Below are 12,307 nucleotides of genomic sequence, written 5' to 3'. Positions count from 1 at the left end.
CGTATTCGTTGCATTCAGATATACAATGCCCCCTTCCTTAATCGTAAATCAACCGGTAAAGAACTCGTTTCATGGCAGAAAAAAGACCAACCAATAAATCGAACGAACCCCGCGATCGCCAAATGGAAGGTTTAAAACTTCCGCCACATTCGCTGGAAGCGGAACAGTCGGTATTGGGTGGCCTGATGCTGGATAATGAACGCTGGGACAACGTTGCCGAGCGCGTTGTCGCCAATGATTTCTACAATCGGGCCCACCGTCTTATTTTCACCGAGATGCAACGTCTGCTGGAAATGAGCAGGCCGATCGACCTGATCACCCTGTCCGAATCGCTTGAACAGCAAGGTTCCCTAGAGTCGGCGGGCGGCTTCGCCTATCTGGCCGAACTGGCTAAAAATACCCCCAGCGCCGCCAATATCGGCGCCTATGCCGATATCGTGCGGGAACGCGCCGTGGTGCGCGAAATGATCTCCGTCGCCAACGAAATCGCCGATGCGGGTTACGATCCGCAGGGGCGCAGCAGTGAAGATCTGCTCGATCTGGCTGAATCCCGCGTTTTCCAGATCGCCGAAAACCGCGCCAGCAAAGACGAAGGCCCGAAAAGTATCGATCGTATTCTGGAAGATACCGTTTCCCGTATCGAACAGCTTTATCAAAAACCGCACGACGGCGTTACCGGGGTATCGACCGGCTATCAGGATCTGGATAAGAAAACCGCCGGCCTGCAAAAATCGGATCTGATCATTGTGGCGGCGCGGCCCTCAATGGGTAAAACCACTTTCGCCATGAACCTGTGCGAAAACGCCGCCATGATGCAGGATAAACCGGTGCTGATCTTCAGCCTGGAAATGCCCGGCAATCAGATCATGATGCGTATGCTGGCGTCGCTGTCGCGCGTGGATCAAACCCGTATTCGTACCGGCCAGTTGGATGATGAAGACTGGGCGCGTATTTCCAGCACCATGGGGATCCTGCTGGAAAAACGCAACATGTATATCGATGACTCCTCCGGGCTGACGCCCACCGAGGTTCGATCCCGCGCCCGCCGGGTATTTCGTGAGCACGATGGTCTGAGTCTGATCATGATCGACTACCTGCAATTGATGCGCGTGCCGTCGCTGTCCGATAATCGTACGCTGGAAATTGCCGAAATATCCCGCTCGCTCAAAGCATTGGCAAAAGAATTGCAAGTCCCTGTCGTGGCGTTGTCCCAGCTTAACCGCAGTCTGGAACAGCGCGCAGATAAACGGCCGGTTAACTCCGACCTGCGCGAATCCGGTTCCATCGAACAGGATGCCGACCTGATTATGTTTATCTACCGTGATGAGGTTTATCATGAAAACAGCGACATGAAAGGCATAGCTGAAATTATTTTAGGCAAGCAGCGTAACGGTCCTATCGGTACCGTTCGGCTGACCTTTAACGGGCAGTGGTCGCGCTTTGATAATTACGCCGGACCACAATACGATGATGAATAATGCACGATGATAGATGCCCCGCACATTTCAAGATGCCGGCAGGCGACACGCCCGGTGACTTGAAAGATAAAGGGTATCATGCGCTAAGGACACAGAATGAAAACGGCAACCGCCGTCATTAATCGCCGCGCTTTGCGTCACAATTTGCAACGGATCCGCGAACTGGCCCCACAGTGCCGCCTGGTTGCTGTTGTAAAAGCGAATGCCTACGGCCACGGACTCATTGAATCTGCTCACACCTTTTGCCACGCCGACTGCTACGGCGTCGCCCGGCTTACCGAAGCGTTGCAGCTGCGTGCGGCCGGCATCACTAAACCCATCCTGCTGCTGGAAGGTTTTTTTTCCGCCGATGACCTTCCGCTATTGGCTGAACATCATCTGGAAACGGCCGTTCACAGCATAGAACAACTCGCGGTGCTGGAGCAGGCCGATCTGCCGCATCCAATCCGCGTTTGGATGAAGCTCGACACCGGCATGCACCGTCTCGGCGTGTTGCCGGAACACGCCGAAGCCTTCTACCAGCGGCTGACGCAATGCCACAATGTGGTGCAGCCGGTGAATGTGATGAGTCATTTTTGCCGCGCGGACGAACCTCAAGTCGACACCACCGAACGCCAATTGGCCTGTTTCGATGCGTTCACGCAAGGCAAACCCGGCGCCCAGTCCATTGCGGCGTCGGGCGGTATTCTGCTGTGGCCGCAGGCGCATCGCGATCAGATTCGTCCGGGTATCGTTCTATACGGCGTGTCGCCGACGGATAGCGAATACGCCGCCGATTTCGGTCTACAACCGGCCATGACCTTTACCTCCCACCTGATTGCGGTGCGTGAGCATAAGGCGGGGCAACCCGTCGGCTACGGCAGCATCTGGACCAGCGAGCGCGATACCCGGCTGGGCGTCGTCGCTATCGGCTACGGCGACGGCTATCCGCGCAGCGCCCCCGCCGGCACGCCGGTATGGATAAACGGCCGTGAAGTGCCGCTGGCCGGACGCGTGTCGATGGATATGATTACGGTCGATCTCGGCCCTGAGGCACGGGACCAGGTGGGCGATCGGGCGATCCTGTGGGGCGACGTGCTGCCGGTTGAGAAGATCGCCGCACATACCGGCATCAGCGCCTATGAATTAATCACACGTTTAACGCAGCGCACCCGGCTGGAATATGTTGACGAATAATCGACGGACAACAGGAACCGCCCACAGTGGCTCCTGTTCTTTTCCGATAACTATTTTTATGCTCGCGACGGGCTGACCGCCGAAAAAAAGCTGCTAGTCTGTGATCTTGACCATTTAGCGCCGTTTAGAGAGAACTATGTACACCATTGATGACTTCGATCTGAAAATCCTGACGCTATTACAGTCCAACGCGCGTCTGACTAATCAGGAATTAAGTGAACTGGTCGGGCTTTCCGCCTCCCAATGCTCCCGTCGCCGCATTGCGTTGGAGCAGGCTCAACTCATTCTTGGCTATCACGCCCGCCTCTCGCCCAATGCCGTTGGCCTGGAGTGTCTGGGGCTGATTGAGGTGCGGCTGATTAACCACACCAGCGAATATGTTGAAAGTTTCCACCAGATGCTGGGGGAAGTTGACGCCATTATCGACGCCTATAAAACCACCGGCGACGCCGACTATCTGTTGAAGGTGGCGGTAGCCGACCTGCCGGGATTAAGCGCCTTGATCAGCCAGATTCTGTCGCAGAATAAAAGCGTGGCGCATCTGAAAACCTCGGTGGTGCTCAATCGTCTCAAAGAGAATGGCTTGATGACGCCCGAACTGCCGCCGTTGCCCTAAATCGGGGCAACCCGCTTCTTATTGGTGCAAAAACTGGCTAATTCACGCATCAATCAATAAAAAATGCACACATCAAGCAAATACAAGCCAAATAATGCAATATTAATGCATTAGTTTCATTCTTATAATTCAATAAGTTACTCTTATCTCTGTCTGTAGCCAGCGATATCAACACGTTATATGGTGTGATTCTTGCTTAATTCCACTGTATTGACTGATTTTATACTTCACTGACTAAGTATTGAGCCGCCATCATGGATAACGTTATTACTACAGACAAATTATCGCACACGCTGCTGGAAGACGTTCTGGCCATCCTGATTGGTACGCTGATGGTCTCTTTCGGCGTTGTGCTGTTACGTCAGTCCGGGGCGCTGACCGGCGGTACGGCGGGAATGGCTTTTCTGCTGCATTATCTGACGCACATCTCCTTCGGTACGGCGTTTTTCCTGCTGAATCTGCCATTCTACTATCTGGCCATTCGCCGTATGGGCTGGCGATTCACCATCAAAACGTTCTGTGCCGTGGCCTTGGTTTCCCTGTTTTCCGACCTTCATCCGCTGTTTATTCATATGGATAAACTGAACCCATTTTACGCCACCTTATTTGGCAGCATTATTATGGGGCTGGGATTTATCGTGCTGTTCCGCCACAAGGCCAGCCTGGGCGGCGTGAACATTCTGGCGCTCTACCTGCAAGATAAATATGGGATCCGCGCCGGGAAATTCCAGATGGGGGTGGATATTGTGATTGTACTGGCTTCCCTGTTCGTGGTAAGCATACCTATGCTGATTGCCTCGATACTGGGCGCGACCATTCTGAACCTGATTATTGCGATGAATCATCGCCCCGGCCGCTACGCGGTTTGACCAGTCCGCACCATAACCGTCACATTACCCGATACCCCTATACTATATTCAGGAGAGTTACGCCGTGTTTCAAAAAGTTGATGCCTATGCCGGGGATCCTATTCTGTCATTGATGGAAAAATTTAAGCAGGATCCACGTTCGGACAAGGTCAATCTGAGTATCGGTCTGTACTACAACGAACAGAATATTATTCCCCAGCTCCGTGCCGTCAGCGCTGCGGAAACCTATCTGGAGCAGTTGCCAAAAAGCGCGACCTCCTACCTGCCGATGGAAGGGTTGCAGCCTTACCGCACCGCGATTCAACATCTGCTGTTTGGCAAAAACCACCCGGCGATAGCCGCCAGCCGCATTGCCACCATCCAGACGCTGGGCGGTTCAGGCGCGCTGAAAGTCGGCGCGGATTTTCTGAAACGCTACTTCCCTGATTCAGAAGTGTGGGTCAGCGATCCCACCTGGGAAAACCACATCGCGATATTCTCCGGCGCCGGCTTCAAGGTACATACCTACCCCTATTTTGACGCCGACAGCCTGGGCGTGAAATTTGACGCTATGCTGTCCGTGCTGCAACAACTGCCGGCGCAAAGCATCGTGCTGCTGCACCCTTGCTGCCATAATCCGACGGGTTCCGATCTGACGAACGAACAGTGGGATCGCGTTATCGAGGTGCTGATCAGCCGTGAACTGATCCCGTTTATGGACATCGCCTATCAGGGCTTCGGCGCTGGAATCGAGGAAGATGCCTACCCCATTCGCGCGGTGGCCGGCGCTGGCATTCCGGCATTGATCGCGAACTCATTCTCTAAAATCTTCTCGCTGTACAGCGAGCGCGTGGGTGGGCTTTCCGTGGTCTGTGAAGATGCCGAGATCGCACTGCGCGTGCTGGGCCAGTTGAAGGCGACCGTTCGCCGCAACTACTCCTCGCCGCCGAATTTCGGTGCTCAGATTGTGTCTAAAGTGCTCAATGACGCCGAGCTGAATAGCAACTGGCGCGCTGAAGTGGAAGAGATGCGCACGCGTATTCTGGAAATGCGCCAAACGCTGGTTGCCGCGCTGAAAGAGGCGCTGCCGGCACGCAACTTTGATTACCTGCTGACCCAGCGCGGCATGTTCAGCTATACCGGCTTCAGTGCGGAACAGGTCGATCGTCTGCGCGAAGAGTTTGGCGTTTATCTGATTGCCAGCGGCCGCATGTGCATGGCCGGCCTGAATCACGGCAATGTCCAGCGCGTTGCCGCCGCTTTCGCCGCCATTCAGTAAATCCAACCGGTGATATCAATATCAAGCGCCGCCCACCGGCGGCGCTTGAGTTTACCGGCCAGACCGGGCAGCAAGGCTAATCGAATCGAATACAGGTGGCCCCTTGCTCGGCGCCCGATAGCTGTTCCCGCAAGGCGCCAAACAGCTCCCGGCCACAACCGATATGCTGGGCGGAAAGGTCCGGCTGTTCCACCGTGCGGGCAGCCAATTCCGCATCATCAACCAGTACGCTCAGCTCCCCCGTCTGACCATTGACGCGAACAATATCGCCATCGCGCAGTTTGCCCAGAACACCGCCGGTATAGGCTTCCGGCGTGACATGGATGGCTGACGGCACTTTGCCTGAGGCGCCCGACAGGCGGCCGTCGGTCACCAGCGCCACTTTATAACCGCGGTCCAACAGCACCCCCAGCGGCGGCATCAGTTTATGCAACTCCGGCATACCAATGGCGCAAGGCCCTTGATAGCGCACCACGATCACGCAATCCCGATCCAGCTTTCCGGCTTCGAATGCCGGTCCCACATCGTGCTGGCTATGAAAAATAACCGCTGGCGCTTCGATGATTTGATTTTCCACCGGCACTGCGGAGGTTTTCATCACCGCCCGGCCCAGATTACCCGTCAGCACCTTGGTGCCGCCATGGTGAGCAAACGGTTTTTCAATACTGGCGATCACGCTGTCATCCAGTGATGCCTCCGGCCCCGCGCGCCAGGCCAGCTGACCGTTATCCAACCAAGGCTCCTGCGTGTAGCGGCTCAGGCCATATCCGGCGACGGTATTGACGTCTTCATGCAGCAATCCGCCTTTCAGCATCTCGCGCATCAAAATCGCAACGCCGCCCGCGGCCTGGAAGTAGTTAATATCGGCGGGTCCGTTAGGGTAGATTCGGCATAACTGCGGCACGATATCAGACAGATCGGAAAAATCATCCCAGTTAATGATGATGCCCGCGGCACGCGCCATAGCAACCAGATGCATGGTGTGGTTGGTGGATCCGCCGGTCGCTAGCAGCGCCACGATACCGTTGACCACGACTTTCTCGTCGATAAGTTTGCCGATCGGCATGAAGTTGTCCGAATTCTGCGTCAGGCGGGTAATCTGGCTGGCGGCCGCATCCGTCAACGCATCGCGCAGCGGGGTACCGGGCGGAACGAAGGACGCGCCGGGCAAATGCAGCCCCATGACCTCCACCACCATCTGATTCGAATTGGCGGTGCCGTAAAACGTACAGGTGCCGGCGCTATGATAGGAGGCAGATTCCGACTCCAGCAAGGCGTGGCGATCCAGCTTGCCTTCCGCATACAGTTGACGAATGCGCATCTTCTCTTTATTCGGCAAACCGCTCGGCATCGGCCCGGCGGGAACAAAAATCGCCGGCAGGTGACCAAACGACAGCGCGGCCATCACCAGACCGGGAACAATTTTATCGCAGATCCCCAGATACAGGGCGCCATCGAACATATTGTGCGATAGCCCCACCGCGGCCGACATGGCGATCACCTCACGGCTCATCAGCGACAGATCCATACCGTCCTGTCCCTGGGTCACACCATCGCACATTGCCGGTACGCCGGCGGCGACCTGCCCGACCGCGCCAACCCGATGCAGCGCCTCTTTCAACTGCTGCGGGTACGTTTCATAAGGCTGGTGAGCCGACAGCATATCGTTATACGACGTAACAATCGCAATATCGTTATGCAGCATATTCATCAACGCGGATTTATCATCCGGCTGGCAGGCAGCAAAACCGTGCGCCAGGTTGCCGCATGCCAGTTGAGAACGATGCACCGTCTGGCTACAGGCCGCATTGATACGTTCAAGATAGCGATTACGTGTTTTGCGGGAACGTTCAATAATACGCTGAGTAATACGAGACACGCTGGGATTCATAATATACATTCCTTACACGACATACGCCGCACAACATTGAATACTTTTGTTTTTAAATCATATAATTAAAATACTTGGCCCCATTAAATCCGGCACAGGGCAAAGGCGGCCATACCCACTAGCGCGCCGGTAGTCCCCAGAATGGTTTCCATTACCGTCCATGTCTTTAACGTTTGCATTTCGGTGGCGCCGGTCAGTTTGCCAAACAGCCAGAAGCCGGCATCATTCACATGGCTAAGCACAATCGCGCCGCCGCCGATGCAAACCGCCAACGCGGCTATCTGCGCATTGCTGAAGGATAAAACTTCAACTACCGGCATAATCAGGCCGACGGTGGTCAGGCAGGCGACGGTCGCCGATCCCTGAATAATACGAATGGCCGCGGACAGAACGAAGCAAGCCAGGGGGATGGGCAAACCGGTATCGATTAGCGCATTGCCCAATGCCGGACCGACGCCGGAATCGACCAATACCTGTTTGAATACGCCACCGGCTCCGGTCACCAGCAGAATGATCCCTGCGGGTTGCAACGCGGCGGAACAGATCTCCATCACTCGCGCTTTACTCATTCCCTGACGCCAGGCAAGTCCGTAGATTGCCAGCAGGCAGGCCAGTAAAATGGAAATAAACGGGTGACCAATCAGCTCCATCCAGTCATAAAGCGCGGAATTTTGTTGCACAAACATCGTGCCAATGGTTTTCATCCCCACCAGCACCAAAGGAAACAGCACCAACGAGACGCTAAAACCAAATGACGGCATTACGTCGCCGTCCAGTTTCGGCTCGTCCATTTCACTCTGAGGAATCGGGATCGTAACATACTGACTAATGAAACGGCCAAACAATGGCCCGGCCACCAGCATCGCCGGAATAGCCGCGGCAAGGCCGATAGCGATCATCCAGCCGAAATCGACATGCATTTGCGACGCCAGCAGCATTGGCGTCGGGCCGGGGAGTAAAAAGGCCGCCGCGGAGGCTACCCCGGCAAACAGCGGAATAAGCAGCTTCACCAGGTTACCGTCGGTACGACGAGCGACGGCAAAAACCATACCAATCAGCAGCATAACGGCAACTTCAAAGAATAGCGGCAGCGCGCATACCAAACCGACGACCCCCAGCGCCAGATAGGCCCGGCTTTCGCCAAACCAGCCGACCATACGCCTGGCGATCTGATCGAGCGCGCCGGTCTCATGCAGAATACGGCCAAACATGGAGCCCAGCGCCACCACGACAGCGAGAAAACCGAGCGTGCCGCCCATGCCTTTCTCCATCGTGCCGGCGATATCCGTCAGCGGCATACCGGAAAACAGCCCCGTTCCCACCGAAACCAAAAGCAAAGCGACAAAGGCATGCATCCGTACTTTCATCACCAGAAACAGCAGTAGCAACACCGAACCAACCGCAGTCAACACTAATGTCAGCGTACTCATCATCCCTGATCCCTGACCCGCTGAATGATTTTCACCGCGTCAGCCACGACAGCGTCCAGAGGCTGGTTGATATCAACGGAATACACATCCGTCTCCTGCTCACCCGGCTCCTGTAGCGTTTCAAATTGGGAAACCAGCATCTGAGGTTTGAAAAAGTGTCCCTTACGGGCTTTCAAACGTTGCTCGATCACCTCAAAGCTGCCTTTCAGATAGATAAACGATACGTGCTGATTACCTTTACGCAGTTTATCGCGGTAATCCTGTTTTAACGCCGAACAGACCAATAGGGAGATTTCGTTAGTACGCTGCATCGCGAAAATGGCGTCATTTAATGCCCGAAGCCAGGGTGCGCGATCCTCATCATTGAGCGAATGCCCGGCGGACATTTTGCTGATATTAGAACGCGGGTGCAAAAAATCGCCATCAAGACAGGCCGTCCCCAACTGGGCGGCAATGGTGCTGGCCACGACAGATTTACCGCTACCGGACACGCCCATCAAAATAAAAACATGGTGCGCTTTTTTCTGTTCACTACTCATTGTTATTACACGCCGGCTTACGTCCGGCTCTCCTGTCAGATTGGTCAGAACGAACATTGTTACCGGTAACAATGTTCGTTCTGAAAAAGAAAAAAGGCAATGGAATTGATTATCCCCACACAAAAAGTGTGACGAAATTCAAATAATGGCCTTTTTTCGCTGACAAAACGGCGGTGAATGGATTCAGCTATCCGATGACCACAGTGGTCGTTAGCTGCCTGTGCGGCAGTGAACTGGCGAGTCTGTGATAGTCACGCGCGACCCCTTTTCTGAGCTGTCGCACAGGCAGTAGATAGCAAAGCGCCGCCTTTTTAGGCGGCGCTTGTTGTTTAAAAGCGGAAAAATTTTCTCAGCAAAACGAAGTCATTCTTCGCAAGAAAACGGCTTCGGTCAAACTCAGAACGATGTCCAGTCCTGTGAATTACCTGATGTTTTACCCGTTGTCGAAGCTAACGCCCCGGCTGCAGGCAACGCTGCGGCCTGCGTGGGGATCGCCGTGTTGGCGGAACGGGAAAACGCGGAGGTCTCCCCCAACTTAAACGTACGCACCGACTCCGCCAGTATGCTGGCCTGAGACTGCAACGAAAGCGCCGCCGAAGCCGACTCTTCAACCAAAGCGGCGTTTTGCTGGGTAGTGCTGTCAATTTGCCCGACGGCAATATTAATCTGATTGATGCCGTCGCTTTGTTCATTGCTGGCTTGCGCGATTTCGCTGATGATGGCGTTCACATCCAGGACATGTGTCGTCAGGTCACTGATATTCTCTTCCGCGTTATCCACTAGCTGCATCCCTTCATGGATTTTCCCGACGGAATCATCAATCAGATCTTTAATTTCTTTTGCCGCCGTCGCACTGCGCTGCGCCAGAGAACGAACCTCCCCGGCCACCACGGCAAATCCGCGTCCTTGCTCGCCGGCGCGCGCCGCTTCAACAGCCGCATTTAACGCCAGAATATTGGTCTGAAAGGCGATGCCATCGATCACGCCAATAATTTCCGCCATCCGCTGGGAAGAGTCCTGAATTCCGCGCATCTTTTGCGTCACGGAAGTCATCACCGCGCTGCTGCGCTGCGCTGAATCCGATGCCCGATTGGCAATTCCCGTGGCCTGGTGGGTATTGTCGGCCGTGTTTTTAATGGTCGACGTCAACTCTTCCATAGAGGAAGCTGTTTGCTCCAGCGAGCTGGCCTGCTCTTCCGTACGCGCCGATAGATCCTGGTTGCCCGCTGCGATCTGGGAAGAGGCGGTGGTAATGGATTCCGCCCCTTCACGCACCTGGCTGACGATCTCCCGCAGGTTGGTATTCATATGCTCCAGCGCCTGCAGCAGTTGGCTGCTTTCATCTTTACCCTGCACGTCGACTTTTGACGTCAGATCGCCTTTCGCGACGCGATTGGCCACCAGCAGCGCCTGATTAATCGGCAACGTTATGCTGCGCGTCATGACGACCGCAATCATGCTGCCGAATACGATACAGCCGAATAGAATTCCCAGCAGCAACCAACGGCTAAAACTATAGGTTTGCGCCATTTGGTTAATCGTGGTTGCCATGGCGTTATCCTGATGATCGATAAGTTTCGTGATAGCGATCCGGTATTTCCCCTGAGCCTTATCCGTATTGGTATTAAATTCATCAATCGCCGCATCCTGATCGCCTGCGGCAACCAAATCGATGATTTTTTGCCCCGAATTTTTAAAATCAGCCCGATACTGTTTAATCTCATCCATGATTCGCCGGGATTCTGGATCGGTCGCCGTGGTTTCTATTTTATTCATTAACTCGACAATGTCAGCGGAGACATTGGTGATCTCATCATGTACCGCTTTGATTTTATCTTCGCCTTTAACAACCAATAACTTCTGATATGCCAATACCCCGGCATTAACATTATCAATCAATCGATTTGAGTCCACGGTCTGTGGATAGATATCTTCAACGATGTCTCGCGCATTATCATAAAAGCCAGATAGTCTCGAAATAGCGAGCAGGCTGACAAAACAAATCATAATAACGAGAAGGATAAACCAGGCCACCAAACGTGTGCCGATTTTCCAGTCAGATAAACGCATACCATCTCCCTTAACAACATAAAAAATAAAAGATTTCAAAAGACGGCACGTGAGGGATGTCAACAAGATGGGCAGTCATAAAAAGGAGAGCGATCGCTATGAATAACATAAAGAAATGCAAAAACAGTAACTCTGACAAAATCACTACCGCTGAGACTCAAAAAAACAGTACTCACAGTCTGAAGAAAACGACTTAACTCAGGTTTCCATGTAAGAAACCGATTAAGGAATATCCGGTCAAAAATGCCTGTCAGATATCATGATTCTTCTTTGAATCCATCCGCTACAGTCACGCTCACTGTGCTACCTGTTTCTATCGGCCTGACCTGGTATATCTTTACTGTTTGATCGTTAAAATATTCAAAACAAATCATTAACTGGTTTATCGCCATAAATATAACGAATCAGTTCGAAGTAATAAGCTTTTAGTCAAAAAAAGAATAATTTTGTTGGCGGAGAAAGAATAAATGGGAGGAAAGCCGGGCCGACGCACCACGATAATCGAGAAGAAAACCCTGGTACGCCGCAAATATTTCCGGCCAATGCCATTACTCCCCCTGGAGCGTCACAACCAGCGTACGGCTGCCGCCGTGGTTACGGTGCTCGCATAGGTAAATGCCCTGCCAGATGCCCACGTTCAGCCGTCCGTTGCCGATCGGAAGCATCAGGCTACTCCCTAACAAACTGCCTTTCAGATGGGCGGGCATATCGTCGCTGCCTTCATCAACATGACAATAATACGGCTCATTTTCCGGCACCAGACGATTAAAAAAACGCTCAAAATCCTGCCGGACGTCAGGATCGGAATTCTCATTCATCGTCAGGGACGCCGAGGTATGTTTGATAAAAACATGCATCAGACCGACGTTGATCTGCCGTATCTCGCTGACCTGCGCGAGCACTTCACCGGTAATCAGATGAAAGCCCCTGGTTTTAGGTTTCAGGCGAATTTCACGCTGTATCCACATAGTTCCCCCAGT

General features: G+C 53.6%; 10 protein-coding genes. 5 read left to right on the top strand and 5 right to left on the bottom strand.

The features are described from left to right. The first annotated feature begins 71 nt into the window (after positions 1-71). From dnaB to ACN28R_RS23525, 5 genes are all read left to right on the top strand, one after another. Positions 72-1,478: a replicative DNA helicase gene (gene dnaB / locus ACN28R_RS23545; RefSeq protein ID WP_048637554.1), complete on the top strand. Its 1,407-nt coding sequence runs from the start codon at positions 72-74 to the stop codon at positions 1,476-1,478. 96 nt (positions 1,479-1,574) lie between these two features. Beyond that, complete coding sequence (gene alr, locus ACN28R_RS23540; protein ID WP_048637553.1) at positions 1,575-2,654, top strand: alanine racemase; 1,080 nt, start codon at positions 1,575-1,577, stop codon at positions 2,652-2,654. Between the two features lie 136 nt (positions 2,655-2,790). After that, a complete protein-coding gene (locus ACN28R_RS23535) occupies positions 2,791-3,270 on the top strand; it encodes an Lrp/AsnC family transcriptional regulator (protein WP_048637552.1) in 480 nt (159 codons plus the stop codon). 254 nt (positions 3,271-3,524) lie between these two features. Further along, positions 3,525-4,139, top strand: coding sequence for a YitT family protein (locus tag ACN28R_RS23530; protein WP_095835644.1), 615 nt, complete (start codon positions 3,525-3,527; stop codon positions 4,137-4,139). Positions 4,140-4,203: 64 nt separating this feature from the next. Beyond that, positions 4,204-5,397: an amino acid aminotransferase gene (locus tag ACN28R_RS23525; protein ID WP_095835643.1), complete on the top strand. Its 1,194-nt coding sequence runs from the start codon at positions 4,204-4,206 to the stop codon at positions 5,395-5,397. A gap of 76 nt (positions 5,398-5,473) precedes the next feature. On the opposite strand, the gene edd is transcribed toward ACN28R_RS23525, so the two are convergent. From edd to ACN28R_RS23500, 5 genes are all read right to left on the bottom strand, one after another. Continuing rightward, on the bottom strand, positions 5,474-7,288 hold the full coding sequence (gene edd, locus ACN28R_RS23520; RefSeq protein WP_095835642.1) for a phosphogluconate dehydratase: 1,815 nt from the start codon (positions 7,286-7,288) through the stop codon (positions 5,474-5,476). Positions 7,289-7,371: 83 nt separating this feature from the next. After that, a complete protein-coding gene (gntU, locus tag ACN28R_RS23515; protein WP_048639808.1) occupies positions 7,372-8,718 on the bottom strand; it encodes a gluconate transporter in 1,347 nt (448 codons plus the stop codon). After that, entirely contained in the window at positions 8,718-9,257 is a 540-nt protein-coding gene (gene gntK / locus ACN28R_RS23510) for a gluconokinase (RefSeq protein ID WP_048637548.1), read from the bottom strand. The genes gntU and gntK overlap by 1 nt, the downstream gene beginning before the upstream one ends. A 396-nt stretch (positions 9,258-9,653) precedes the next feature. Beyond that, positions 9,654-11,327, bottom strand: coding sequence for a methyl-accepting chemotaxis protein (locus ACN28R_RS23505; RefSeq protein ID WP_048637547.1), 1,674 nt, complete (start codon positions 11,325-11,327; stop codon positions 9,654-9,656). A 548-nt stretch (positions 11,328-11,875) separates the two neighbouring features. Further along, positions 11,876-12,295, bottom strand: a complete 420-nt coding sequence (locus tag ACN28R_RS23500; RefSeq protein WP_095835641.1) for a secondary thiamine-phosphate synthase enzyme YjbQ — start codon at positions 12,293-12,295, stop codon at positions 11,876-11,878. Positions 12,296-12,307 lie beyond the last annotated feature (12 nt).

It is taken from the genome of Brenneria goodwinii, assembly GCF_002291445.1.
Lineage (GTDB): Bacteria > Pseudomonadota > Gammaproteobacteria > Enterobacterales > Enterobacteriaceae > Brenneria > Brenneria goodwinii.
Note: the sequence above shows the minus strand (reverse complement) of the source record. Positions and strands in the feature narration are given on the sequence as shown.

Coding starts and splice junctions, on each gene's coding strand:
- dnaB (WP_048637554.1), top strand. CDS start 72: ATGGCAGAAAAAAGACCAACCAATAAATCGAACGAACCCCGCGATCGC.
- alr (WP_048637553.1), top strand. CDS start 1,575: ATGAAAACGGCAACCGCCGTCATTAATCGCCGCGCTTTGCGTCACAAT.
- ACN28R_RS23535 (WP_048637552.1), top strand. CDS start 2,791: ATGTACACCATTGATGACTTCGATCTGAAAATCCTGACGCTATTACAG.
- ACN28R_RS23530 (WP_095835644.1), top strand. CDS start 3,525: ATGGATAACGTTATTACTACAGACAAATTATCGCACACGCTGCTGGAA.
- edd (WP_095835642.1), bottom strand. CDS start 7,288: ATGAATCCCAGCGTGTCTCGTATTACTCAGCGTATTATTGAACGTTCC.
- gntU (WP_048639808.1), bottom strand. CDS start 8,718: ATGAGTACGCTGACATTAGTGTTGACTGCGGTTGGTTCGGTGTTGCTA.
- gntK (WP_048637548.1), bottom strand. CDS start 9,257: ATGAGTAGTGAACAGAAAAAAGCGCACCATGTTTTTATTTTGATGGGC.
- ACN28R_RS23505 (WP_048637547.1), bottom strand. CDS start 11,327: ATGCGTTTATCTGACTGGAAAATCGGCACACGTTTGGTGGCCTGGTTT.
- ACN28R_RS23500 (WP_095835641.1), bottom strand. CDS start 12,295: ATGTGGATACAGCGTGAAATTCGCCTGAAACCTAAAACCAGGGGCTTT.